This is a genomic window from Pilimelia terevasa (assembly GCF_014647915.1).
Lineage (GTDB): Bacteria > Actinomycetota > Actinomycetes > Mycobacteriales > Micromonosporaceae > Pilimelia > Pilimelia terevasa.
The window spans coordinates 28941-54418 of record NZ_BMQC01000020.1 but is presented as its reverse complement, the minus strand read 5'-3'; the positions used below and the strand labels follow the sequence as shown (position 1 = coordinate 54418).

19 protein-coding genes are annotated in these 25478 nt (G+C 72.0%); 9 read left to right on the top strand and 10 right to left on the bottom strand.

Features of this window, described 5'->3' with window-relative positions:
* Positions 1-220: 220 nt before the first annotated feature.
* Both gyrA and gyrB read right to left on the bottom strand, forming a co-directional pair.
* Entirely contained in the window at positions 221-2734 is a 2514-nt protein-coding gene (gene gyrA, locus IEY75_RS18920) for a DNA gyrase subunit A (protein ID WP_373290300.1), read from the bottom strand.
* A 120-nt stretch (positions 2735-2854) separates the two neighbouring features.
* Positions 2855-4795, bottom strand: coding sequence for a DNA topoisomerase (ATP-hydrolyzing) subunit B (gyrB, locus tag IEY75_RS18915; protein ID WP_189115730.1), 1941 nt, complete (start codon positions 4793-4795; stop codon positions 2855-2857).
* Between the two features lie 459 nt (positions 4796-5254).
* Here gyrB and IEY75_RS18910 point away from each other — a divergent pair, with 459 nt between their 5' ends.
* The gene (locus IEY75_RS18910) at positions 5255-5812 is read left to right on the top strand and encodes a hypothetical protein (RefSeq protein WP_189115729.1); all 558 of its coding nucleotides are present in this window, start codon (positions 5255-5257) and stop codon (positions 5810-5812) included.
* A 37-nt stretch (positions 5813-5849) separates the two neighbouring features.
* On the opposite strand, the gene IEY75_RS18905 is transcribed toward IEY75_RS18910, so the two are convergent.
* From IEY75_RS18905 to dnaA, 6 genes are all read right to left on the bottom strand, one after another.
* Positions 5850-6452 (bottom strand): DUF4360 domain-containing protein, encoded by a 603-nt coding sequence (locus tag IEY75_RS18905; RefSeq protein WP_189115728.1) that lies wholly within the window; start codon positions 6450-6452, stop codon positions 5850-5852.
* A 147-nt stretch (positions 6453-6599) separates the two neighbouring features.
* Positions 6600-7157 (bottom strand): DciA family protein, encoded by a 558-nt coding sequence (locus IEY75_RS18900; protein WP_189115743.1) that lies wholly within the window; start codon positions 7155-7157, stop codon positions 6600-6602.
* 61 nt (positions 7158-7218) lie between these two features.
* Entirely contained in the window at positions 7219-8364 is a 1146-nt protein-coding gene (gene recF / locus IEY75_RS18895; protein WP_189115727.1) for a DNA replication/repair protein RecF, read from the bottom strand.
* Entirely contained in the window at positions 8365-9234 is an 870-nt protein-coding gene (gene gnd / locus IEY75_RS18890; RefSeq protein ID WP_189115726.1) for a phosphogluconate dehydrogenase (NAD(+)-dependent, decarboxylating), read from the bottom strand.
* A gap of 106 nt (positions 9235-9340) precedes the next feature.
* Entirely contained in the window at positions 9341-10474 is a 1134-nt protein-coding gene (dnaN, locus tag IEY75_RS18885; protein WP_189115725.1) for a DNA polymerase III subunit beta, read from the bottom strand.
* Between the two features lie 962 nt (positions 10475-11436).
* Positions 11437-13584 carry a chromosomal replication initiator protein DnaA gene (gene dnaA / locus IEY75_RS18880; RefSeq protein ID WP_189115724.1) on the bottom strand — a complete coding sequence of 716 codons (2148 nt, stop codon included), beginning with the start codon at positions 13582-13584 and terminating at the stop codon, positions 11437-11439.
* 577 nt (positions 13585-14161) lie between these two features.
* Between dnaA and rpmH the strand changes: the two genes are divergently transcribed.
* The 8 genes from rpmH to IEY75_RS21095 all read left to right on the top strand — a co-directional run bounded on the left by rpmH (position 14162) and on the right by IEY75_RS21095 (position 20379).
* Positions 14162-14299 (top strand): 50S ribosomal protein L34, encoded by a 138-nt coding sequence (gene rpmH / locus IEY75_RS18875; RefSeq protein ID WP_189115723.1) that lies wholly within the window; start codon positions 14162-14164, stop codon positions 14297-14299.
* A gap of 26 nt (positions 14300-14325) precedes the next feature.
* Complete coding sequence (rnpA, locus tag IEY75_RS18870) at positions 14326-14718, top strand: ribonuclease P protein component (protein ID WP_189115722.1); 393 nt, start codon at positions 14326-14328, stop codon at positions 14716-14718.
* Between the two features lie 26 nt (positions 14719-14744).
* Positions 14745-14993: a membrane protein insertion efficiency factor YidD gene (yidD, locus tag IEY75_RS18865; protein ID WP_189115742.1), complete on the top strand. Its 249-nt coding sequence runs from the start codon at positions 14745-14747 to the stop codon at positions 14991-14993.
* Positions 14990-15901 carry a membrane protein insertase YidC gene (gene yidC, locus IEY75_RS18860; protein ID WP_189115721.1) on the top strand — a complete coding sequence of 304 codons (912 nt, stop codon included), beginning with the start codon at positions 14990-14992 and terminating at the stop codon, positions 15899-15901. Before yidD ends, yidC begins: the two co-directional genes overlap by 4 nt.
* Positions 15902-16065: 164 nt before the next feature.
* Complete coding sequence (locus IEY75_RS18855) at positions 16066-16788, top strand: Jag family protein (protein ID WP_189115720.1); 723 nt, start codon at positions 16066-16068, stop codon at positions 16786-16788.
* A 68-nt stretch (positions 16789-16856) separates the two neighbouring features.
* Positions 16857-17642 (top strand): 16S rRNA (guanine(527)-N(7))-methyltransferase RsmG, encoded by a 786-nt coding sequence (gene rsmG / locus IEY75_RS18850; protein WP_229789901.1) that lies wholly within the window; start codon positions 16857-16859, stop codon positions 17640-17642.
* A 175-nt stretch (positions 17643-17817) separates the two neighbouring features.
* Complete coding sequence (locus IEY75_RS18845; protein ID WP_308425720.1) at positions 17818-18927, top strand: ParA family protein; 1110 nt, start codon at positions 17818-17820, stop codon at positions 18925-18927.
* A gap of 528 nt (positions 18928-19455) precedes the next feature.
* Positions 19456-20379, top strand: a complete 924-nt coding sequence (locus IEY75_RS21095; RefSeq protein ID WP_229789899.1) for a ParB/RepB/Spo0J family partition protein — start codon at positions 19456-19458, stop codon at positions 20377-20379.
* A gap of 2406 nt (positions 20380-22785) precedes the next feature.
* On the opposite strand, the gene IEY75_RS18835 is transcribed toward IEY75_RS21095, so the two are convergent.
* Together IEY75_RS18835 and IEY75_RS18830 are read right to left on the bottom strand one after the other, a co-directional pair.
* Complete coding sequence (locus IEY75_RS18835) at positions 22786-23739, bottom strand: D-alanine--D-alanine ligase family protein (RefSeq protein WP_189115718.1); 954 nt, start codon at positions 23737-23739, stop codon at positions 22786-22788.
* Positions 23740-23746: 7 nt separating this feature from the next.
* Entirely contained in the window at positions 23747-25063 is a 1317-nt protein-coding gene (locus tag IEY75_RS18830; protein ID WP_189115717.1) for an aminotransferase-like domain-containing protein, read from the bottom strand.
* Positions 25064-25478 lie beyond the last annotated feature (415 nt).

Here is a 25478-nt window from a genome sequence, read left to right as displayed (position 1 = left end):
ACGGGCCGGATGCCGGGGTGGCCGGCTTCTCCGGCTGCTGGGCCGGAGCGCCCTTCGAATCGCGGGTAGGGGCCGACATACCGGCCGGGGTGGCCGACTTGGCGCCAGTCGCGTCCGCCGCCGCGGAGGTGCGCGTGACGACGCGGGTGGCGTCCGGGTCGTCCGCCCCGCCCGCCGGCGCCCCCGTGGCACCAGACTTCGCCTGTGTCTCCGTCATCAACTAATCCTGTTCGTCCGGCTCGTCGGCATTGCGAGCAATGGCCACAAGGCTCACGCCGTCTGGGAGGTCCATCAGCTTGACTCCCATTGTGTTCCGATCTCGCGTACGGCGCACTGGCTTCACCGGAGTCCGAATAACTCCACCATTACTGGTGATAGCGAACAATTCGTCGTCCGGGTCCACCACCAGCGCGCCGACCAGGCCGCCGCGCCGCTGGGTGATCTTGGCCGTGAGGACGCCCTTACCACCACGTCCCTGCACTGGATACTCCTCGATCGGAGTACGTTTCGCATATCCTCCGTCGGTCGCCACCAGGACATCCGTTCCGTCCTGCACGACTTCCATGGCGAGCAGTTCGTCCTCCTCGCCGAACCGCATCCCGATGACCCCGGAGGTGGCCCGGCCCATCGGCCGCAGCGCCTCGTCGGTCGCGTTGAACCGGATGGCCTGGGCGAACTTGGACACCAGCAGCAGGTCGTTGGACTGCGAGATCAACGCGGCACCCACCAGCTCGTCGTCGTCGCGGAGGTTCACGGCAATGATGCCGCCTGTCCGGTTCGAATCGAAGTCCGCGAGGCGGGTCTTCTTCACCAGGCCGACCTTGGTGGCCAGCACCAGGTACGGGGCCACCTCGTAGTTCGCGATCTGGATGACCTGCGCGATGTGCTCGCCCGGCTGGAAGGCCAGCAGGTTGGCCACGTGCTGGCCGCGGGCGGTCCGGTTGGCTTCGGGCAGTTCATAGGCCTTGGCCCGGTACACCCGGCCCTTGTTCGTGAAGAACAGCACCCAGTTGTGGGTCGAGCAGACGAAGAAGTGGCTGACGATGTCGTCCGCCCGCAGGCCGGCGCCGCTGACGCCCTTGCCGCCGCGCTTCTGGGACCGGTAGAGGTCGACCTTCGTCCGTTTGGCGTACCCCGTCCGGGTGATGGTGACCACCACGTCTTCGCGGGCGATGAGGTCCTCCATCGAGACCTCGCCGTCGAACGGGATGATCTGCGTCTTGCGCTCCCCGCCGTACTTGCCGACGACCTCGGCCAGCTCGTCGGAAATGATCTTCCGCTGCCGCTCCGGCTTGGCGAGGATGTCCTGGAGGTCGGCGATCTCCCGCTCGATCTCCGCCAGGTTGTCGATGATCTTCTGGCGCTCCAGCGCGGCGAGGCGGCGGAGCTGCATGTCCAGGATCGCGGTGGCCTGGACCTCGTCGATGTCCAGCAGCCGGATCAGGCCGGTGCGGGCCTCCTCGACCGTGGGCGAGCGCCGGATGAGCGCGATGACGTCGTCGAGCGCGTCGAGCGCCTTGACGTAGCCGCGCAGGATGTGGGCGCGCTCCTCGGCCTTGCGCAGCCGGTACCGGGTCCGCCGGACGATGACCTCGACCTGGTGCTGGACGTAGTGCCGGACGAACTGCGCCAGGTTGAGCGTGCGCGGCACGCCGTCGACCAGCGCGAGCATGTTCGCGCCGAAGGTCTCCTGCAACTGGGTGTGCTTGTACAGGTTGTTCAGCACGACCTTGGCCACCGCGTCGCGCTTGAGCACGATCACGATCCGCATTCCGGTGCGGCCCGAGGACTCGTCCCGGATGTCGGCGATGCCGGCGAGCTTGCCGTCCTTGATCAGGTCGGCGATGCGCTCGGCGAGGTTGTCGGGGTTCACCTGGTACGGGAGCTGGCTGATCACCAGGAACGTGCGGCGGCCCTCGTCCTCGACGTCGACGACGGCGCGCATCCGGATGGAGCCGCGGCCGGTGCGGTACGCGTCCTGGATCGCCTGGCGGCCGACGATCAGCCCGGCGGTCGGGAAGTCCGGCCCCTGGACGATGCCGAGCAGCGCGTCGAGGGTGGCCTCCTCGTCGGCCTCGGGGTGGTCCAGGCACCACTGCACCGCGGCGCCGATCTCGCGCAGGTTGTGCGGGGGGATCTTCGTGGCCATGCCGACCGCGATGCCCTCGGAGCCGTTGACCAGCAGGTTCGGGATCCGCGACGGCAGGATGGTGGGCTCCTTGGCCCGGCCGTCGTAGTTGTCCTGGAAGTCGACGGTGTCCTCGTCGATGTCCTTGAGCATCTCCATCGCCAGCGGCGCCAGCTTGCACTCGGTGTAGCGCATCGCGGCCGGCGGGTCGTTGCCCGGCGAGCCGAAGTTGCCGTTGCCGTCGACCAGCGGGTAGCGCAGCGACCAGGGCTGCGCCATCCGCACGAGGGCGTCGTAGATCGAGGAGTCGCCGTGCGGGTGGAACTGGCCCATGACGTCGCCGACCACCCGGGAGCACTTCACGTACCCGCGGTCGGGGCGGTAGCCCGAGTCGAACATCGCGTACAGGATCTTGCGGTGTACCGGCTTCAGGCCGTCGCGCACGTCCGGCAGGGCCCGGCCCACGATGACGCTCATGGCGTAGTCGAGGTACGAGCGCTGCATCTCGATTTCGAGACCGACCGGCTCGACGCGGGGGCGCTGGCCGGTGCTGGGCACGCCCTCCCCGGGCAGGCCCGCCGCGTCGCCGTCAGGTGTCTCCGTCACAGTCAACCCTCATCGTTCGTTTACCGTCTGCCCCGCCGGCAAACGGGACAAAGTCCTATGTACCACCACATAAGGCTGTGGATAACGCCTGTGGATAACTCTCCGTCTGTGGACAACTCCTCAGATGTCGAGGAAACGCACATCCTTGGCGTTGCGCTGGATGAACGTCCGCCGCGCCTCGACGTCCTCGCCCATCAGCACGCTGAACAGCTCGTCGGCGGTGGCCGCGTCGTCCAGCGAGACCTGCAGGAGCGTGCGGGTCGCCGGGTCCATCGTCGTGTCCCACAGCTCCGGGTAGTTCATCTCGCCCAGACCCTTGAACCGCTGGATGTCGTCCGGCCTGGCGTTCGGCTTGGTCTCCTGACGCAGCGAGATCAGGCCGTCGCGCTCGCGGTCGGAGTACGCGTACTGCGCGTCGTCGCCGCGCTTGTTCCACTTGACCTTGTACAGCGGCGGCTGGGCGAGGTACACGTGGCCCATCTCCACCAGCGGCCGCATGAACCGGAACAGCAGCGTCAGCAGCAGCGTGCGGATGTGCTGCCCGTCCACGTCGGCGTCCGCCATCAGCACGATCTTGTGGTACCGCAGCTTCTCGATGTCGAACTCGTCGTGGATGCCGGTGCCCAGCGCGGTGATCAGCGCCTGCACCTCGTTGTTCTTCAGGACCCGGTCGATCCGGGCCTTCTCGACGTTGAGGATCTTCCCGCGGATCGGCAGGATCGCCTGCGTCCGCGGGTCCCGGCCCTGCTTGGCCGAGCCGCCCGCCGAGTCGCCCTCGACGATGAACAGCTCCGACTCGCGCGGGTCGGTCGACTGGCAGTCGGCCAGCTTGCCCGGCATCGAGCCGGACTCCAGCAGCGACTTGCGCCGGGCCAGCTTGCGCGCCTGCTGGGCGGCCACCCGCGCCCGCGCCGCCTGCGAAGCCTTGGTGATGATGGTCTTCACCTCGGCGGGGTTGCGCTCGAACCAGTCCACCAGCCACTCGTTGCAGGCCTTCTGGACGAACGACTTGACCTCGGTGTTGCCGAGCTTGGTCTTGGTCTGGCCCTCGAACTGCGGGTTCGCCAGCTTGACCGAGATGATCGCCGCCAGGCCCTCCCGGATGTCCTCGCCGGTCAGCTTCTCGTCGCCCTTGAGGATCTTCTTGTCGGCGCCGTACTTGTTGACGATCGAGGTCAGCGCCGAGCGGAAGCCCTCCTCGTGGGTGCCGCCCTCGTGGGTGTTGATCGTGTTGGCGAACGTGTACACCGACTCGCCATACGACTCGTTCCACTGCATCGCCACTTCGAGGGCCATGTCCGCACCCTCAGCGTCGAACTGCACGACCGACTTGTGGATCGGGCTCTTGGTGCCGTTGAGGTGCCGGACGAAGTCGGCGATGCCCTCCTGGTAACAGAAGGTCACCTCGCGCGCGGCGCCCTCGTCGTCGGGCTTGCGCTCGTCGCGCAGGACGATCGTCAGGCCGCGGTTGAGGAACGCCATCTCCTGGAGCCGGCGGTAGATCGTCTCGAAGGTGAACTCGACCGTCTCGAAGATCGTCGGGTCGGGCCAGAACACCACCCGCGAGCCGGACCGCCTGGTCGTCTCGCCCTTCTCCAGCGGCGAGGGCTTGCTGGCCGCGTAGTGCTGCCGCCAGACGTGGCCGTCCTTGTGGATCTCGATGAACATCTTCGTCGACAGCGCGTTGACCACCGAGACGCCGACGCCGTGCAGGCCGCCGGAGACCGCGTACGCCTTGCCGTCGAACTTGCCGCCCGCGTGCAGGACCGTCAGCGCCACCTCGACGCCCGGCTTCTTCAGCTTGGGGTGCAGGTCGACGGGGAAGCCGCGGCCGTTGTCGGTCACCGAGACGCCGCCGTCGGCGGTCAGGATGACGTCGATCGTGTCGCAGTGGCCGGCCAGGGCCTCGTCCACTGCGTTGTCGACGACCTCCCACACGAGGTGGTGCAGGCCGCGCTCGCCGGTCGAGCCGATGTACATTCCCGGACGCTTGCGGACCGCCTCCAGGCCCTCCAGCACCTGGATCGACTCGGCGCCGTACTCCTGCTTCTTCGCTGCCACCCTCGGTCGCTTTCTCGCACCGTCGCCGCCCACCCCGGCCGGTCGGGCGCCGGGGCGGCGGGTGCGGGTCAGTGGAACGCGCGCACGGAGACGGCCTGCCGACCCGCCGATCGGTGACCTGCGATCGGTGACCTGTCGATCGGTGAGGCCGGTCAGGGGACCGCCGATCACCGACCCGTCCGTGGCGCGTGTTCCTGTCGTCGTCGTCGATCCTACTGTGCACGGCCGACAAGATGTGTCTCCGGCACCCGAGGCGAGGCACCTGAGAGCGCCGTACGCGGCCGAATACCACTGGGCGTAACTCCCCCCACGCGCCAGCGGGTGCGGGTACGGTCCGGCTGATCGGGGCGGGCGACCCCGGTCAACCCGCCGTCACCCGCCCCGGGCACACCCCCTGTCGCCGGACCGGCGCGTGCCGTAACCTCCCGGCGTCACCGACTTGGAGGGGAGCGACCCGTTATGGGCCTGGAGAACGTCGCTGTCCACTGGCCCCGGCTGGGCCCGCAGTACCAGCCGGTGGACGCCGCGCGCTTCGCCGCCTTCGGCGCGCTCGCCGAACGGACCGCCCCCGCGTCGGGGGCCGCGGCGGCGCTCGCGGCCACGGTGGCCAAGAGCGCGACCGTGCCCGCCACCCCGTACACCGGCCTAGTCGACCTCCTGCTCGGCCTCGACGGCGTGCTGTACGCCACCGAGGCGGCGGCGGAGGACGAGGACCCGGTGATCGACCCCGACGGCTGCGCCTGGGTCGCGGGCGGCCTGGAGCGGTTCGTCGACGGCCACGCGGCCGAGGGCGAGCGGGTCGACTTCGCGTCGGTGGGCCGCGTCATGCGGGCGGCGATGAGCGGGGCGCGCCTGGCCGACCAGCAGTTGCGCTGGCTGGAGTCGCGGCTGGCGGCGCTCCGGGACGACGGCGGGGCGCCGCCGGCCTGGGCGTTCGCCCGCACGGAGCTGGCGGTCCTGGCCCGCTTCTACCGCGTCTGCGCGGACGACGGCTTCGCGGTGTACGCCCACCACTGACCGGGCGGGCCGGGACCTCCGGGGCACTACCCGCGGATCAGCAGCGCTGCGCCCCGGCGCGCAGGGCGCCGGTCAGGCGGCCGTCGGCCGTCTCGGGCTGGACGAGGCCGTCGGCGCCGCGCACGTGCGCGAAGACCCGCAGGACCAGCTCCGTGGTGCCGCCGCAGCGGGCGGCGCCGTCGGCCGGCAGCGTGTCGTCGAGCTGCCAGGGACCGCTGTAGGCGCCCTCCTTGGTCCACGAGTTCTGGAAGCCGCCGTCCCCGCCGCCCCACTCGTAGGACGTGGTGACGCCCGCGTGGCCGCCTGCCGGCACGACAGCCCCGCCGCGGTGCTGCACGGCCAGCGTCGTGGCCCGCGTACCCGGCGCCGCCGCGACCGTGAACCGCAGCGCGCAGTGCTGCACCACCACCGGCCCCGTGCTGCGGACGTCGAACTTGCTGTAGATCACCGTGGCGCCCGCGCCGTCCGGCGTGGGTGTCGCCGCGACGCTGCCCTCCGGGCAGCCGGTGCCCGACGCCCCGACGTAGGTCAGCAGCGGCGCCGCCGCGCCCGCCGTCGCCGGTGCGGCGTGCAGGCCCAGGGCGCCCACACCTATGCCCACCAGCGCCGTGCCGAGAATCCCCCGTGTGCGACTACGCATTCTCTCTCCTCCGTGGAAGCCGTGCGCCGCCCGCGACCGCCCCGGGCGACGGCGTCGTCCGACGCCAGCCGGAGCGTAGGGAATCCACAGTGGTGCCGGAACGCGAGTGTCGGAAATCTGACGCCGACGCGCGACCGCCCGCGGTCCTCAGCCGTAGGTGTCGCCCGGTCCGCGGCCGCGCACCCGCAGCGGCCCCCGGCTCCAGGACGGCGCGGCCGGCCCGTGGATCCGCAGCCGCAGGACCACCCCGTGCCCGACCTCGCCCGCGATGTTGCGCAGCAGGGTCGACTGGAGCAGCCGCAACTGCGTGGCCCACGCCGTCGACTCCGCCTCGACCGTCAGCTCCCCGTCGGCCAGCTTGACCGGCCGGCTGTGCTGGGCGATCTCCGCGCCCACCACCTTCTCCCACGCGCCGAGGACCGTCGCCGCCGCGGCGGGCTGCTGCCAGCCCCGGGCCTTGAGGAGGCGCTGCAGCACGCTGCCGAAGAGCTGCGGGTCGCGCGGGTCCGGTCCCGGGCCGGTGTACCCCCGGCGGCGGCGCGGCTCGCCGTCGGCGCGGGGGCGGCGCGCGGTCCGGGCCGCCTGGCGCCGGGCCTTCGCCGCGTCGAGGACGGCGCGCGCCAGCTCCGGCCCGGCGGCAGGCGGCCCGGCCCCGCCGTCGGCGGCCGGGGCAGGGGCGGCACCGGTCGGGGGTACCGGCGGCAGGCGGGTCGCGCCGTCCGGCGGTACGGCGCCGGGCTGCCGCCTGGTCCGCGCGCGCCCGGGGTCAGTCGACACGGGTCACCGCGCCCGCGCGGACGTCGAACCGCGCGCCGCGCAGGACCGGGGGGACGTCCTCCGGTACGGCGCACGTGATGATCACCTGGCCGCTGCCCCCGATCAGCTCCGCCAGCCGGGTCCGCCGGCCGGTGTCCAGCTCGGCGAAGACGTCGTCCAGGGCCAGTACCGGCTCGACGCCCTCGGCGCGCAGCAGCTCGTACGCGGCCAGGCGCAGCGCGAGGGCGTACGACCAGGTCTCGCCGTGGCTGGCGTACCCCTTGGCGGGCAGCGTGCCCAGGTGCAGCACGAGGTCGTCGCGGTGCGGGCCGACCAGGGTGGTGCCGCGCTCGACCTCGGCGCCGCGGGCGTCGGCCAGCGCCTCGCGCAGCGCCGTGGCCAGCAGCGCGCGGTCGGCGGCGCCGGCCGGCGGGTGCGCGGGCCGGTCGCCGAGGGTGCCGCGGTACGCCACCGTCGCGTCGCCCTGCCCGTCGGCGACCGCGTCGTACGCCTTGGCCAGGTGCGGGCGCAGCGCCTCCACCAGGTCGAGGCGGGCGGCGAGCAGCTCGGCGCCGTGCGTGGCCAGGTGGACGTCCCAGACGTCGAGGGTCGACAGGTCGCCGGTGCGGCCGCCCGCGCGGCGGGCCAGGTAGGCGGTCCGCAGCAGGGCGTTGCGCTGCTTGACGACGCGGTCGTAGTCGGCGCGGACGGCGGCGAACCGCGGCTGCCGGGCGACGAGCAGGTCGTCGAGGTACCGGCGGCGCTCGCCCGGGTCGCCGCGGACCAGCTCCAGGTCCTCCGGCGCGAACAGGACCAGCCGCAGCGCGCCCAGGACGTCCCGCGCCCGGCGCGCGGGCGCCCGGCCGAGCCGGGCCCGGTTGGCCCGGCCCGGGACGATCTCCAGCTCGACCAGCAGCTCGCGGCCCTCGTGGGCGATCGCGCAGCGGACGATCCCGGTCTCGGCGCCGGCCCGCACCAGCGGCGCGTCGGCGGCGACGCGGTGGCTGGCGAGGGTGGCGACGAAGCCGAGGGCCTCGACGAGGTTGGTCTTGCCGACGCCGTTGGCGCCGACGAGGACGTTCGGCCCCGGAACGAGGTCGACCGCCACCCGCGGGTACGAGCGGAAGTCGACCAGTTCCAGGTGCCGGACGTGCATCTAGCGCTTCACGGCGTGCCCGCCGAACTGCTGGCGCAGCGCGGCGACGGCCTTCATCGCGGGGGAGTCGTCCTGCCGGGACTCGAAGCGCGCGAACAGCGAGGCCGCGATCACGTGCATCGGGACGGCCAGCCGGATCGCCTCCTCGACGGTCCAGCGGCCCTCGCCGGTGTCGTCGGCGTACCCGCGCAGCCCGGCCAGCTCCGGGTCGTCGTCGAGCGCCCGGTCGAGCAGGTCCAGCAGCCAGGACTTGACGACCGAGCCCTCGCGCCAGGACTTGATGACGGCCGGTACGTCGGTGACGACCTCGGACTTGCTGAGCAGCTCGAAGCCCTCGGCGTACGCGTGCATCAGGCCGTACTCGACGCCGTTGTGGACCATCTTGGCGTAGTGGCCGGCGCCGACCCCGCCCGCGTGCACGAAGCCGTACCGGCCGCTCGGCTTGAGCGACTCGAAGATCGGCATGAGGTGCTTCACCAGGCCGGCGTCGCCGCCGACCATGAGGGCGTAGCCCTCCTCGCGGCCCCAGACGCCGCCGGAGACGCCGCAGTCGAGGTAGCCGACGCCCTTCGCGGCCAGGCGCTCGGCGCGGGGGCCGTCGTCGGAGAAGCGGGAGTTGCCGCCGTCGATGACGATGTCGCCCTCGTCCAGCAGGCCGGCGAGTTCGTTGATGGTGGCCTCGGTGACGCCCGCGGGCACCATCACCCACAGGGCGCGCGGCGACTCCAGCCGGCCGACGAGGTCGGCGAGGCTGCCGACGTCCGAGACCTCCGCGTTGCGGTCGTACCCGACAACCTCATGCCCCGCCGCCCGCAGGCGGTCGCGCATGTTGCCGCCCATCTTGCCGAGGCCCACCAGTCCGAGCTGCATCGTTCGGTCTCCCCTTGTCGTTGTCCGACCGGGCATCGTCCCTGGTCACTCGGGTGCCGGCCGTCGCGGCGGCTCCGGTCGGACCGGAGCCCGGTGCCGGTACGGATCAGCGGGCGACCCGGATCGGCATGATCAGGTAACGGTAGCCCGAAACGATCTCGCCGTCCTCGGCTGCGGGCGAGATCACCGCTGGCTTGAAGGCGTCGACGAACGACAGCACGGCGGTGGGGCTGCCCAGTGCGCCGAGCCCGTCCAGCAGGTACTGCGGGTTGAACGCGATCGTCAGCGCCTCGCCGGTGAACTCGGCGTCCATCGCCTCGCTGGCGCGGGCGTCCTCGGTGCCGCCGGCCTCCACGACGAGCCCGTCCTCGCCGAAGCTGAGGCGGACCGGCGTGGTCCGCTCGGCGACCAGCGCCACCCGGCGGACGACCTCGGTCAGCGCGGCCACGCCGACCCTGGCCTGGCTGGCGTGGCCGTCCGGGAACAGGGAGCGCACCGGCGGGTAGTTCGCGCCGTCGAGCAGCCGGCTGGTGGTCCGCCGGGTGCCGCCGGACCAGCCGATCATGCCCTCGCCCGCGCCGCCCTGGGCCAGGGCGAGGGTGACGTCGCCGCCGAGCGGCCCGAGGGTCTTGGCGGTGTCGGCGAGGGTGCGGGCGGGTACCAGGGCGTGCAGGTCGACGTCGGGGTCGCCCGGCGACCAGGGGATCTCGCGCAGCGCCAGCCGGTACCGGTCCGTGGCCAGGAGAGTCAGGGTGCTGCCCTTCAGCTCCACCCGGACGCCGGTCATCATCGGCAGCGTCTCGTCGCGCCCGGCGGCGATGGCCACCTGCGCGACGGCGGCCGCGAGCGTGGCGGCCTCGACGGTACCGGCGCTGTCGGGCATCGCCGGGAGGCTGGGGTAGTCCTCGACGGGCATCGTCGGCAGCGTGAAGCGGGCGCTGCCGCAGACGAGTTCGAGGTGGGTGCCGACGGCGGCGATGTCGACGGGCTTGGCCGGCAGCGCCTTGGTGATCTCGGCGAGCAGCCGGCCGGAGACCAGGGCAGCGCCGTCGGCGTCGGGCTGGACCTCGACGGTGACCTGGCTGGAGACCTCGTAGTCGAAGCCGGAGACGTCCAGCACCCCGTCGGCGACGCGCAGCATGACCCCGGCGAGGACGGGGACGGACGGGCGGCTGGGCAGGCTCTTGGCCGTCCATGCCACGGCGTCGGCGAGTGCGTCGCGCTCGACTCGGAACTTCATGCGCTGCCTCCGGCCTCAGGCCCCGGTCGGGATCGTCGGTGGTGCGGTGTACCCAGGCACCTTAGGGCGCCGGACCGGCGGCCGCACACCCGCCCCCCGCTTCTCGGTGATCGGCATTCGGCCCGCGGACCGCGAGTTGTGGATCTTTCTTCGCCCGATTTTGATCTTTCTTCCCTATAGAAATCTGGTTAGTCGTAATAGTAGGTCCTGTGGATACTGTGGATAACCGCCGTTTCCCCTGGTCAACGAGTTTCGGCCCTGTGGACGGCCTGTGGACAGCCTGGGGATAACCCGGCGACTTGTCCACAGGCCGATTTTTTGTCCACAGGCTGTCCACAGGCAGACGGCAGTTGTCCACAAGATATCCACAGGTTATCCCCAGGGTTATCCCCAGGCTTGATCTTTGACGTGGCAATTACCAGCCGGTTTGTCCACAGGTTTATCCACATTGAATCCACAGGAAGATCCACATGTGTGGACGGCCGAAAGTTATCCACACGCCGTCCACAAGATATCCACAGGTTATCCCCAGACTTATCCCCAGGACCTGTGGATAAGTCCGCCGTCCACAGGTCTCGGAGCCGGCGGGCGGCCGGGCGGTGGACGGCGTACGGGGCGCGGCGGGAAGTAGCTGATGCCGCGAATGCGGGCGAACCACGTCACCGGGCGCACGCGAATCCCCCATGCGGGTGGCGGAGGCGGGCGTCACGCCGGCCCGGGGAAGGCAAGGAACATGGCTCCTGCGGGTGCGGGAAGCTCCCGTCTGTGCCCCGGCGCTTGCGGGTCGATGGCATCATCCTCGGCGGACAGCAACCGGCTCGGCGCGGCGAACCCGCATCACCGGAAACCCGCGGGGCCGGGGTCGCCCCGGACCAATGCGCGCCGGCCCGTCGGGATCGACAGCGGGCGGACACGCCGGGACCGGAGACCCGACGCGGGACGAATGCACGGCGACCGGAGGGTCAGCGGGTCTCGATCTGCTTGATCCGGTTGGTCAGTTCCGCGATCTGGTTGTACAGCGAGCGCCGCTCCGCCATCTGCTGACGGATCTTGCGATCGGCGTGCATCACCGTCGTGTGGTCGCGCCCGCCGAACGCCTGGCCGATCCGGGGCAGGGAGAGATCGGTCAGTTCGCGGCACAGGTACATGGCCACCTGGCGGGCGTTCACCAGCACCCGCGACCGCGAGTGGCCGCGCAGGTCCTCCAGCGTGACGCCGAAGTAGTCCGCCGTCTGCGCCATGATCTGGTCGGCGCTCATCTCCGGCGCCTCGCCGTCCTCGGCCGGGATGAAGTCCCGCAGGACCTCCTCCGCCACCGACATCTGTACCGGCGACCGGGTCAGGCTGGCGAACGCGGTGACCCGGATCAGCGCGCCCTCCAGCTCCCGGATCGACGAGGACATCCGCGAGGCGATGAACTCCAGGACGTCCGGCGGCGCCGAGAGCCGCTCCTGCGCCGCCTTCTTCTGGAGGATCGCGATCCGCGTCTCCAGGTCCGGGGGCTGGATGTCGGCGAGCAGGCCCCACTCGAACCGGGTGCGCAGCCGGTCCTCCAGGGTGGCGAGCTGCTTGGGGCCGCGGTCCGAGGTGATCACGATCTGCTTGTTGGCGTTGTGCAGCGTGTTGAACGTGTGGAAGAACTCCTCCTGGGTCCGCTCGCGGGTCTCCAGGAACTGGATGTCGTCGATCAGCAGGATGTCGACGTCGCGGTACCGGCGCTGGAACGCGCTGGTCTTGTCGTCGCGCAGCGAGTTGATGAAGTCGTTGGTGAACTCCTCGGTGCTGACGTACCGCACCGAGCGCGCGTTGCCCAGCGTCGTCGCGTAGTGCCCGATCGCGTGCAGCAGGTGGGTCTTGCCGAGGCCGGAGCTGCCGTAGATGAACAGCGGGTTGTACGCCTTGGCCGGCGACTCGGCGACGGCGACGGCCGCGGCGTGCGCGAACCGGTTCGACGAGCCGATGACGAACGTCTCGAAGGTGTACTTCGGGTTGAGCCGGTTGCCGCCCGCCTCGGGGCCGGCGGGTGAGCGGCGCAGGTCCCGCATGGCGGCGTCGCGGCCGTCGCGGGCGCCGGCCCGGCCCGGGCCGTTGTCCGGTGGGGTGTCGTCGTGGTGCGGCGCGAACAGCGGGTCCGGCGCGAGCCGTCCCGCCGGGATGCGGGCCGCGGCCGCGGCGGTGGTACCCCCGGGCGGCGTGACGACGCGCGCCCCGCCGCCGTGGGAGCTGCCGCCGAAGGTCGGCCCGGAGTCGAAGGGCGCCCGGCGGTCGAACTGGGCGGCGGGGTCGAACCGGGTGGCCGGGTCGAAGGGGGGCGCTGAGTCGAACGGCGCCGCCGGGTCGAAGGGGGGCGCCTGGTCGAACTGCGGCGGTGCGTCGGGGTAGCCGGGGGCGCGGTACGGGACCTGCGCGGAGCCGGTGGGCGCGTCGTCGGGCGGCGCGGCGTCCCGGTAGGAGGCCGTGGGGTCGCCGCGGTACGGGCGGGCGCCGGGCGCCGCCGCGTCGCCCGGTCGCTGGTCCGGGCGGGCCGGGGGCCCGGCGGTCGGCCGGGGCGCGTGGTCCTCGCCCGCGGGGCCGTCGTGGCGGGCCGATCCGTCGTGGGCGCCGGGCAGGGCGTCGCGGTGGCGCGGGTCGCGCGTCGGGTACGGCGCCGGGGCGTCGGCGCGGGGGGGCGCGGCGGGGTCGCGGTACGGGATCTGGGCCGAGCCGGTGGGCCCGGGGAAGGCCGGGCCGGCGGGCGCGCGCTCCGGTACGGCGCCGTGCGGCGTCGGTACGTACGGTGGCGGCGCGGGCGGGGATGTCGGCGGGGAATATATAGGTGCGGTTTCGGTCGGCGCGGCGGCCGCGGGACCGTCCGGGTTGCGGACGGTGACTGCCACCTGGATCGGCCGACCCAGTAGCCGGGAGAGCGCCTCGGTGATCGCCGGGCGGAGCCGGGACTCGATGACGTCCCGGGTGAACGAGTCGGGGACCGACAGCAGCGCCGTGTCCTCGACGATCGCGCGCAGCCGGGTCAGCCGCAGGTACGCCCGCTGCTGCCTGGAGATGATCTCGTCGGCGAGGGTGTCGGTGGCGGCGTCCCACACCGCGCCGAGGTCCGTCGGATCCGCCACGCGGTTGCCACCCCCTCCCGTTCGCCGCCGTACCGGTCGCGCCCCGCCCACCGGCGACGCCGCGGGGTGGCCAGCGCGGACGCCGGTCTTGTCCACAGGTTATCCACAGGGCGGTCGGCCACGCGCGGCACGGTGGGGGGCGGCTGTGGACAACGCAGCCGGCCGTAGTTCTGTCCGGTTTAACGGTAGTTCGTCCAGTTCAGTGAGTGGGGATTCGGACAGACCTGGCAGGTCACGCCGGAGATTCGGCGTCCGGCGCGCGGCGGCGGACGCCGACCACCGTCGGTTATCCACAGGTCGCGGACCGCGGGTGGGAGCCGGGCGCCGGGCACCGGGACGGCTTTGCTATCGTGGCCACTTGCTTGCTGTTCCTTGACACGGTGGACCCGACCCGGTGAATCCGGCCGCGACCCTGCGGCCGTGGTGATCCGTCCGGCGGTGCCACCTGGCGGTGCCGTCTCGGCGGCGCGTCCGGCGGCGCGCGGACCCGCGGGTCCGGTGTCGGAGGGCGACAGCGGGCACCACGGACCAGCTCGTGGCCGGCACGGCCAGGAGCGAGGATGACGGAGAGCCTGACGTGAGCAAGCGGACGTACCAGCCGAACAACCGTCGGCGCGCGAAGACCCACGGCTTCCGGCTGCGTATGCGCACCCGGGCCGGCCGGTCGATCATCTCGACGCGCCGGTCCAAGGGCCGCGCCCGCCTCTCGGCCTGACGCCAGGTCGACGCCGGGATGTAGGCGTGGTTCCCGCGGCGTGCCGACTGCGGCACAGTGCCGACTTCGCTGCGGTGATCCGCCTCGGCCGGCGGGCCGGTCGGGGGACGCTCGTCGTCCACCTGGCGGCCGTCGCGCAGACGCCACCGGAGCCGACGCGTCCGGGTAGCCCTGAGCTGCCGGTACGCGTCGGCTTTGTCGTGTCCAAGGCCGTCGGTGGGGCCGTGGTCCGCAACCGGGTCCGGCGCCGGCTGCGGCACCTGGCCGCCGACCGCCTGGGCGCGCTGCCCGGGGGGACCGACGTCGTCGTGCGGGCGCTCCCGTCGGCGGCCGCGGCGGCCTACCCGGCGCTGGGTGCCGACCTCGACGCCGCGCTCGCGGCGGCGGCCCGGCCGCGCCGCCCGCGGGGCCGGCAGTGACCCGCCGCGCGACACCCGCCGCCCGCATGATCGGCCTGGCACTCGTCGCGTACCGTCGTTGGGTGAGTCCGGCCCTGCCCGCGCGGTGCCGGTTCTACCCGTCGTGCAGCGCGTACGCCCAGGAGGCGGTGGCGCGGCACGGCGCCCTCCGCGGCAGTGCCCTCGCTGCCTGGCGCCTGCTGCGGTGCCACCCCTACCACCCCGGCGGGTACGACCCGGTGCCCCCGCCCCGGGACGACGCTGTACACCGGGAGCTGACGGGAGCAGTGCATTGAGTCTCGACTGGCTCTATACGGCCATCTCGTGGATTTTGCTGAGCTGGCACGGCGTGTGGGACGCCGCCGGTACAGGGGCCAACTGGTCGTGGATCCTCGCGATCATCTTCGTCGTCGTGACGCTGCGGATCGTGCTGTTCCCGCTGTTCATGAAGTCGATCAAGAGCCAGCGCGCGATGCAGGCGCTGGCGCCGCAGATCACCGAGCTGCGGGCGAAGCACAAGAGCGACCCGGAGACCCTCCAGCGCGAGGTGATGGCCCTCTACCGCAAGGAGAAGGCGAACCCGCTGGGCGGCTGCCTGCCGATGCTGATCCAGGCGCCGGTGTTCATTTCGCTGTACCACGTGCTGAACTTCCTGAACGCGTCGAAGACCGACGTGAAGTACAAGGTCCTGTACGGCTGGTCGCTCCCCCAGTTCGAGGGCGCGGTGGACGCGCGGCTGTTCGGCGCGCCGATCGCGGCGAAGTTCCGGTCCAGCGCCGAGGATCTGGCGTTGATGAACGCCAGCTCGATGACGGTCCAGATCGTCGTCGGGGCACTGGCGCTGGTGATGGTGGCCACCACCTACCTGACCACCAAGCAGATGATCCTCAAGACCGGCTGGGCGGCCGAGCCGCAGCAGCGGATGATCCAGAAGTTGATGCTCTACGGCTTTCCGGCGTCCCTGCTCATCTCCGGCGCAATCTTCCCATTAGGTGTGATCATCTACTGGGTGGTGAACAACCTCTTCTCGCTCGGGCAGCAGCAGTGGGTGCTCAAGAAGTACCCCCCGCTGAACCTGAACAAGCAGGGCGAGGTCGTCGCCGCGGCCAAGGCCCCGCCCAGCGAGGCGGCCAAGGCGCTGGCCCCCAAGCCCGGCGCGCGGCCGGCCAACCCGAAGAAGAACGCGGGCAAGCGCAAGGGCTAGGTCCGCCACAGGCGAGGTGCGGCCGGATCCGGCGCCCGGCCTGCGGTGGGCGAGGGCCGTCGCGACGGCCAGCAGACGGACCGGCGACGGCGGCCAGCCGCCCGACCCGGAGGACGCCGATGAGCGGGACGTGCACGCGTACCGCGGACAACGGAGATGACAACGTGACCGAGACGAGTGCTCCCCACACCGAGCCCGACGCGCCCGCCGACGACACCGACACCCGCGCCGCGGCGCCCACCGGCGACCCGGCCGACGGCGACGAGGGCGCCGCGCCGCGCGCGACCGCCGCCCACCAGGCCGACACCGACGCCGAGGACGAGGGCGACGAGGACGAGGACGGCGACGACGCCGAGGACGAGGGCGACGACGACGGCGAGGACAAGGCGGAGGACGGCGACGCCGAGGGGGGCCGCCGCGGCCCGAGCGACACCGAGCTGTTCGCACAGAGCGAGATCGCCGCCGACTACATCGAGGGCCTGCTCGACATCCTCGACATGGACGGCGACATCGACGAGCTGGTCTCCAGCGGCCGGCCGGTCGTGGAGGTCGTCGGCGGCCGCCTCCAGAACCTCGTCGGCCAGCGCGGCGCGACCCTGGAGGCGCTCCAGGAGCTGACCCGCCTGGCCGTGTACCGGCAGACCGGCGCGCCGAGTCGGCTCCTGCTGGACGTCGGCGGTTTCCGCGCGGGGCGCCGCAAGGAGCTGGCCGGGGTCGCCCGGACCGCGGTCGAGAAGGTCCGCGAGTCCGGCGAGGCGCTGCGGCTGGAGCCGATGTCGGCGTTCGAGCGCAAGTGCGTGCACGATGTCGTGAACGCGGCGGACGGTGTGCAGAGCGAGTCGGAGGGCGTGGAGCCCAACCGGCGCATCGTCGTCCACCCGGCCTGACGGTGTCGGCCACGCCCGGGGAACTCGGGACGCCGGGTCCGCCGGTCGACGCCGGGGACGACGCCGGCCTGCCGACGGACCCCGGGGACCCCGGGCGCTGGTCGGCGGCCGCCGGTTCGCTGTTCGGCGACCGCTTGCCGCTGGCCGTCTCCTACGCCCGCAAGCTGTCCGGCGACGGGGTGGTCCGCGGCCTGGTCGGGCCTCGGGAGGCGCCGCGGATCTGGGAACGGCACCTACTGAACTGCGCCGTTCTGGGCGAATTAATCCCTAATGAGGCGTATGTTGTCGATATCGGTACCGGCGCTGGTTTGCCCGGTATCGTCCTGGCAGTGGCACGACCCGACCTGCGGATAACGCTGGTCGAGCCGCTGCTGCGCCGTACCGAATTCCTCGCGGAGACGGTTACGGAACTGGGGCTGTCGGAGCAGGTCCGGGTCGTCCGCGGACGCGCGGAGGACGTGGTCGACGTGCCGGGCATCGGCCTGCCGGCCGACGTCGTCACCTCCCGCGCGGTCGCGTCGCTGGACCGGCTCGCCGGCTGGTGCCTGCCGCTGGCCGCGGTCGGCGGCCGGGTGCTCGCCCTGAAGGGGGCGGCAGCCGACGAGGAGGTCGCCGCGCACGCGGACGCCGTGCGGGCGCTCGGCGGCGCGGCGCCGTCGGTACGGCGGTGCGGGGTGGGTGTGATCGACCCGCCGGCGACGGTGGTGGTGACAGTGCGGGAACGAGTGGTGGCAGGTGCGGAGCGACCCGCGCGCGGGTCGGAACGGCGGTCGGCGGCCCGGCGCGGCGGCCGTCCCGACGAGCGAGGCGGTGACCGGCGCGAGGGGCGTCGGCGCGGAGGGCGGAGAAGCTGATGGCGGTGTGGCCGGAACACGCGGACCGCCGTAGGCTGGCCGCGCGCTGATGGTCAGCCGCGCCGAGCGACGTCACCGGTGGGGCCGACCGGCTGCCGCCGGTGTGTCCTTCCTCCGCTGGCGTCCGAGACGCTCCGACGGAGCCGATCCATCCAAACCGGGCAGGGATGACACGGTGCATGACACGGAGAGCTACGACAAGCAGAGCACCGGCGGACAGGCGGACGCTCCCGCGGTGACCGAGGAGTGGGACGGCGCCCCGCGCGATCCCGCGCAGAAGTGGGAGGGCGCCGCGGACTACGCGGTGCCCCAGCCCCGCGTCGGGCGCGGCATCGGCGCCGACGGGCGCGCGGCCGACGACGAGGACGACGACGCCCCGACCGGGTCCGGCACGGTGGCCCCGGCGGCGGTGGAGGAGCCCCCGCTGGCGATGGAGGCGCAGCGCGCCGTCCAGGTGCTCAACCCCACCGGTACCGCCCGGATGCCGCGCCCGGACCACCCTCGGGTCATGTGCATCGCCAACCAGAAGGGCGGCGTCGGCAAGACCACCACGACCGTCAACATGGCCGTGGCGCTCGCCCTCGGCGGCAACCGCGTGATCGTCATCGACCTGGACCCGCAGGGCAACGCCTCGACCGGCCTCAACGTCCCGCACCACGCCGACGTCCCCGACATCTACTCGGTGCTGATCGAGAACGTCCCGCTGATCGACGTGGCCCAGCCGGTCGAGGGCATCCCCAACCTGCGCTGCGTACCCGCCACCATCGACCTGGCCGGCGCGGAGATCGAACTCGTCTCGGTCGTGGCCCGCGAGACCCGCCTGCACCGGGCGATCGGGGCGTACCCCGAGGAGTTCGACTACGTCCTCATCGACTGCCCCCCCTCCCTGGGCCTGCTCACCGTCAACGCGCTCGTGGCCGCGCGCGAGGTGCTCATCCCCATCCAGACCGAGTACTACGCCCTCGAAGGGCTCAACCAGTTACTGAGCAACATCAACCTGGTCAAGGCCCACCTGAACCCCGACCTGGACGTGTCGACGATCCTGTTGACCATGTACGACCGGCGGACGCGGCTGGCCGACGCCGTGGAGCAGGATGTGCGCAACCACTTCGGCGACAAGGTGTTGAAGTCGGTGATCCCGCGCAACGTGCGGGTCTCCGAGGCGCCGAGCTACGGCCAGTCCGTGATGACGTACGACCCCGGCTCGCGCGGCGCGACCAGTTACTTCGAGGCCGCGCGGGAGCTCGCCGAGCGTGGCGTCGGGCGGCATGACGGCGATGCGTAGCCGGACCGGGCGGGCAGCGGGAGGCAGGACATGAAGAATCGTCCACGCGGGGGCCTCGGCCGCGGGCTGGGTGCGCTGATCCCCACCGGGCCCGCGCGCAGCTCGGCGGTCACGTCGCCGACGCCGCCGTCGCAGATGCCCCCGCCGCCCGAGGACGCCGGGCCGCCCGCGCGCGCGGGGGCCCCGGCCGAGGCGACTGGCGGACCGGCGGCGCCGGTTCAGGCGCCCGAGCCGGAGGCGCCGGAACCGGCCGCCGAGGAGGAGGCGCCGGCGGCGGTCGAGCGGGGTGCGCCAGAGCCGGCAGCGGTCGAGCAGGAGGCGTCGGCGCCCGCGGCGGAACCGGTGCGGGCGCAGGAGCCGGCGGCGCGCGGGTCCGCGACCGCGGTGGCCGGTGGTCAGGGGTACGAGTCGGCGGGCGCGGCTGAACCGGTCGACGTGCCGGCGTACTCCGGTGGGGCCGGCGGCGGCGCGGCCGGCCGGCAGCGGGCCGGCGGGTCGGCGACTGTCGCCGGCGTGCCCGCGGTGCCGATGCCCGCGCCGGTGGCGCGCGCCGCCGCGGCTGCCGACGCGCGGGCGGTGCCCGCGGATGCGGTGGCGCCCGGGCCGGTCAGCCCGAGCGGGGTGGAGCTGGCGCCGGTACCGGGCGCGACGTTCGCCGAGCTGCCCGTCACCTCGATCGTCCCGAACGCCAAACAACCGCGGCACGTCTTCGACGACGAACTCCTGGAGGAGCTCAAGACCTCGATCCAGGAGGTCGGCTTCCTCCAGCCGATCGTCGTCCGCGAACTCGGCGACGACCGCTATGAACTGATCATGGGTGAGCGGCGCTGGCGCGCCGCCCAGGCCATCGGCAAGACCGCGATTCCGGCGATCATCCGGCAGACGCGCGACGACGACATGCTGCGCGACGCCCTGCTGGAGAACATCCACCGCGCCCAGCTCAACCCCCTGGAAGAGGCGGCGGCGTACCAGCAGCTCCTGGAGGAGTTCGGCGCGACGCACGAGGAGCTGGCGCGGCGGATCGGCCGGAGCCGACCCCAGATCACCAACACCATCCGGCTCATGAACCTGCCCGCGCGCGTCCAGCGACGGGTGGCCGCCGGGGTGCTGTCGGCGGGCCACGCCCGGGCGCTGCTCAGCCTCGACGGTGCCGAGGCGCAGGAGGAGTTGGCGCAGCGGATCGTCGGCGAGGGGCTGTCGGTCCGGGCCACCGAGGAGTTGGTCGCGCTCGCCGCGGCGGACGGCCCGAAGTCGTCGGCCGGCCGGCGCCGTTCCAAACCGACCGCTCCCGCGTTGTCCGAGTGGGCGGACCGGTTGTCGGAGCGCTTCGACACCCGGGTCAAGGTCGAGCTGGGCCGGAGCAAGGGCAAGATCGTGATCGAGTTCGCCTCCGTGTCGGACCTTGAGCGCATCGCGCAGATCATGGACGCCTCCGAGCAGACACCCGACTGACGAACGGACGCTCCGATGACGAGATTGCGTCGCCGCGGAGCGCGTTGTCGGACGTTGCTCGCGGACCGCCGCCTCAACCGCTTGGTTCATCGCTAGGGCTGGAGCCGTCGTCTGCCGGGTACGGGCGGGCGCCTGGTGGTCGTCCCAGTGGATGCACGGTGCGAGCCGGCTTTCCGGCCGGAGGCTCGGGCCGACGGGGCCTCGAAGACCTCTGATCCGTACCGGTCCGGCGACGTGCTGGCCTTGGTCGAGAGGGCGTCGTGGTACTGCCGCGGGTTGAACGCCGTGGCCGACAGTCGATTCGCCCAACGCCGGCGTGAGGTTGCGAGGGCGGCGTGCCGTGCTTCCCGCTTGGGTCGTGTCGCGTACAGCCAAGTTGAGGTGATTCGTTACTCAGGGTCATCCGCTGCGGCTGATGCGGCTTGTGGATCGCCGCGTACGTCGATGACGTTCGGGGTGACCTTCGCCGCGGCGGCACATCTTGGGGTCGCGCGGACTGTTGTCCACAAGTCAGCTGAGTTATCCACAGGCTTTCCGGCCAAGCTGTGGATAACCCCTGTGGATAACTCCCTTGCTAGCGTGTTTGCCTGTGGACAACAGCGGCACAAGCTGGGGACAACGGACCGAGGACTGCCCGAGTTATCCACAGCGCGGGGGAAGTCGGTACGGCGGTGGGACCGGTTTCACGTGAAACTGACTGGTGAGGCACCGCGTTGCCGCTCCGTTCTCAGCGCGCGGGCGACAACGGAGGTCCCAGCTCGCTGTAACGCTGCGCGACTGCCTCAGGATGCCCTGGTGATGGAGCGAGTATGGGCTCTGGTACGTGGCGCGGGAAGTAGATGGCCTCCCTCAGCACCGTTGGCGCTGGGGTATGTGGGGGCCTGAGGCCAGTCCGACGTGCGACTGACGACTTACGACTTGCGACCTGAGGCGTGGAAGCGCGGAGCGGACTGGTGGCGAACTCGGCACAGATGGTCAAGATCAAGAGTGGCAGCGTCTTCCGTGTTCGCGTCGGTGAGCCGCAGAGTGGTAGCCGGGCGACAGTCGTTGAAGGTGAAGCACTAGACCTCGCAGAGGCTCGATGGCCTGTTTCACGTGAAACTTCGGTGGCAGCTTCCTTGTCGACACTGTCGGCGAGGGGCCGCCGGGCTACTTGGCCTACGCGCTGAGATTCCCCGCTACAGATGCGGCCCCCGCCCATCACGGCACCCCTTTGTTGAGTAGTGCGATCGCGGATAGGAAATCGGTGGCCTCTCGCATTGCCGGCCGATCGTCCCGGGCAACGCTGGTCGGCAGGAGAATGTGCAGGGGCACAGGAGATCCACTGACGCACTGGCAAGGGACGTGCGGCTGCGGTTTCGGCCACCACCGGCGCGTCGGACGCGTGGTCCGTGGTAGTCGGTAGTCGGTAGTCGGTGGAGGTAGCGGTGTCTTGGCGTAGCGACGCTTAGTCTGGGCTGTTTCACGTGAAACAGCCATCCGACCGCTCGCTATGATCCACGCCACAAGGGGCAAGCCCCGTTTGTCTCGACTGGGTAGATGCGCCACCCCCTCCGTCATTCGGCACCGCATGAGGTCACCAGGGCCGGCCGCCGCCTGCCGGTCCTTCGGACGTCCAACATCTGTATACGAGGTCGTGGTCCAACTGCGGGTAGCGCACCAGGTCGCCAATGGGCCGGCGGCTGCGGGTGCAGCGATCCGACCGCGTTGATCTCCTCCGGGCGGAGCGGATGAGCGTTTCACGTGAAACGCATACATGGGCAGCCTCTGCTCGCTGGGACATCTGCTCGCAGAGGCAATTCGATGACTATTTACGTAGATTTAGCATAATTCAGTCTCGCATGCAGAAGTTTACGTTTCACGTGAAACAGGGTTCAACCAGGACCCGACTCAGGCTTCAGTGACGCGATCCGTTGCTTGGGCCTCGAAAATGCACGTGAAACTAGTGGATCCGACTGATCCATCGAGCTTGGCGGAGAGCGAGCACCTGGCGTGGCTGTTTCACGTGAAACTGTCTACTGGACGTGCTGGCCGAGTCCAACGCCCACCCCGACCGGAAACGAACAAGTCGGACCAGCTTGCCCAGGGGATGCGGCCGATGGTTGGGGGCGGCGACTGCATAGCTGCGACTACCCTCGCTGGCGTTGGCGGACTCGCCTACTGCGGAGGCAGGGCCTGGAGTGAGTGGCTGGAACTTGCATCCGGCAAGACGGCTTGCCGTTCCTGCCCTTCCTCCGTCCTTCGCTGCTCCTCCGTCCTCGCTGCACGCGCCCCTAGTCCATCCGCGGCGCTTCATGTGCGCGTGTGGACCAGGTCTGGCTTGTTTCACGTGAAACCGAGCCAGTAGAGGCTCGGCCGTTTCACGTGAAACCTGGACGGTAGGGAGAGTCAGCGCTGCGAGCGCGGTCAGGCGGCGATGCGGTGACGGAGTAGCGCGGCGAGGAGCTTCCCGAGGTCGAGGCCCTCCGCGTGCGCCGCCATCGGTAGCAGTGACGTCTCGGTCAACCCCGGCGCGACATTCACGTCCAGTACCTGGGCCGCCCCGTCCGGCGACACGATCAGATCCACCCGGGACAGGTCCCGCAGGCCCAACGTCGTGTGCGCCCGAACTGCCAGGGCCCGAACGGAGTCCAGGACCTCGTCGGCGAGCCGCGCGGGCGCGTGCCATGTCGTGAGTCCCGCGGTGTACCTCGCCGCGTAGTCGTACACCCCGGCGTGGGGCGCGATCTCCACCGGCGTGAGCGCCCGCGGCCCGCCGCCGTCGTCGATGACGGACACGGCGACGTCGGCCCCGACGGCGTACCGCTCGACCAGCGCGGTCGGGTAGTACCCGCACGCCGTCACCATCGCTGCGGGCAGGTCGACCGCCGACGACACCCGGGAGACCCCCAGCCCCGAACCGCCCTGGGCGGGCTTGACGATCAGCGGCAACCCGAGTCCGGCGGTGACCCGCTGGAGGACCGCCTCCCCGCCCAGTTCGGTGAACCGCTCCTGGGGCAGCGTCACCCAGTCCGGCGTCGGTACCCCGGCTGTCCGCAGGACCGACTTCGCGGACGGCTTGTCCCAGGCCAGCCGTGCCGCCCGGGCGTCCGCGCCCAGGTAGGGCAGCCCGACGAGGTCGAGTACCGCGCGCAGGGAGCCGTCCTCGCCAGAGGCCCCGTGCAGCGCGACGAGGACGGCGTCCGGCGGGTCCGCGTCGAGTGCCGGCAGGAGCGCCGCGTCGGCGTCGCGGAGGGTCGCGTCGACGCCGGCCCCGCGCAGCGCGTCGACCGCCCGCCGGCCGGAGCGCAGGGACACCTCGCGCTCGTACGACAGGCCACCGGCGAGGACGAGGACGCGCAGAGCTCGGGCTTCGGTCATGACCGCATCATGCCAAGTCGGGGCCGGGCGAATCCGACCCCGGCCGGACGCGACGGTGGGCGCCCTCCGGCGGCGGCCCGCCGAAGACCGAGCGGGTGGCGAGCTCCTGCTCGACCACGCCAGCGAGCCGGCGTACCCCCTCGCGGATCCGCTCGGGCGGCGGGAAGGAGAAGTTCAGCCGGAGGTGGCCGCTGCCGCCGCCGTCGGCGTAGAAGCCCGTCCCGGGGACGTAGGCCACGCGCGCGGCGATCGCGCGCGGCATCATCGCCTTGGAGTCCAGGCCCGCCGGCAGCGCCGCCCAGACGAACAGGCCCCCGGCGGGCGTCGTCCAGGTCAGCCCCGCGGGCATGAGGTCGGCGAGCGCGGTGACGAGCGCGTCCCGGCGTTCGCGGTAGATCTCGCGGTACGTCTTGAGCTGCTCCCGCCAGGGCATCGTGGCCAGGTACCCGGTGACCGCGGCCTGCGCGAACGCGCTGGGGCACAGGATCTGCGCCTCGCTGGCGATCACCAGCTTCTCCCGGACCGCGTGCGGGGCGAGAATCCAGCCGACCCGCAGTCCGGGCGCGAAGGTCTTGGAGAAGGTGCTGAGGTAGACGATGCCGTCGCGTCGCCGCGCGCGCAGCGGCAGCGGTGCCGGCCCGTCGAAGCCGAGCTGGCCGTACGGGTCGTCCTCGACCACGAGGACGCCGGCCCGGGCGCAGATCTCCAGTACCTCGTCGCGGCGGGCGTTGGTGAGCGTCACGCCGGCCGGGTTCTGGTAGGTGGGGATGGTGTAGAAGAACTTGACCCGCTCGCCGCGCCGGCCGGCGTCGGCCAGGGCCTGGGCGAGCGCCGCGGGGACCACGCCGTCGGCGTCCATCGGGACGTGGCGGACCTGGGCCTGCGCGGCCTGGAAGACGCCGAGTGCGCCGACGTACGTGGGGCCCTCGGCGAGGACGATGTCGCCGGGGTCGAGGAACAGCCGACCGATGAGGTCGAGCGCCTGCTGTCCGCCGACGGTGACGACGACGTCGTCCGGCGAGGCGCCCACGCCGACGTCGATGCCGGACTCGGCCATGACCTCGCAGATGCCCTCGCGCAGCGCCGGGGCGCCCTGGCCGATCCCGTACTGGAGGGTGGTGGCGCCGTGCTGGGCGGCCAGGCCGGCGAGCATCTCGCCGACGGCGTCCAGCGGCAGCGCCGAGACGTACGGCGCGCCGCCGGCCAGGGAGACGACCTCGGGCCGGCTGGCGACGGCGAAGAGGGCGCGGATCTCGGAGGCGGTCATCCCGCGGACCCGCCGCGCGTACCGGTCGGTGTAGTCGTCGTGGGTGGTACCGGACACGCGCGTCCCTCCGCCGGGGTTGACGCTGTCGATCCTAGGCGGCCGCCGCACCCGGGCGTCTGCGCCGGGCGCCATCCACCCGTACCACGCAGGATGGACGTCGGCGGATGAGGATGCCCGAGCTCTCCCCCGGAGGCGGTATTCGGGCGTACCATCGACCAGGGGAAACCCGGACCACCGCACCGCACGATCGCACCGGACGATCGGGCACGAGCGATCGGGTAGGGACGGCCGGGTATGGCGGTCGTCCCGGGTCATCGGCCCCGGGCCACCGCTAGGGCCACCGCCATCGGAGGCCGCACCCGGACGACCGCGCACTGCCGCGCCGGACGGGACCGCAAGCCGACCCGCAACCCAGGGTCGGAACCGTAGGACGGGACCGGTGCGGCTGCCGCCGGAGCGAGGCACGCCGGTG

Coding starts and splice junctions, on each gene's coding strand:
- recF (WP_189115727.1), bottom strand. CDS start 8,364: ATGCACGTCCGGCACCTGGAACTGGTCGACTTCCGCTCGTACCCGCGG.
- IEY75_RS18910 (WP_189115729.1), top strand. CDS start 5,255: ATGGGCCTGGAGAACGTCGCTGTCCACTGGCCCCGGCTGGGCCCGCAG.
- yidD (WP_189115742.1), top strand. CDS start 14,745: ATGATCGGCCTGGCACTCGTCGCGTACCGTCGTTGGGTGAGTCCGGCC.
- IEY75_RS21095 (WP_229789899.1), top strand. CDS start 19,456: ATGCCCGCGCCGGTGGCGCGCGCCGCCGCGGCTGCCGACGCGCGGGCG.
- IEY75_RS18835 (WP_189115718.1), bottom strand. CDS start 23,739: ATGACCGAAGCCCGAGCTCTGCGCGTCCTCGTCCTCGCCGGTGGCCTG.
- IEY75_RS18905 (WP_189115728.1), bottom strand. CDS start 6,452: ATGCGTAGTCGCACACGGGGGATTCTCGGCACGGCGCTGGTGGGCATA.
- dnaN (WP_189115725.1), bottom strand. CDS start 10,474: ATGAAGTTCCGAGTCGAGCGCGACGCACTCGCCGACGCCGTGGCATGG.
- gnd (WP_189115726.1), bottom strand. CDS start 9,234: ATGCAGCTCGGACTGGTGGGCCTCGGCAAGATGGGCGGCAACATGCGC.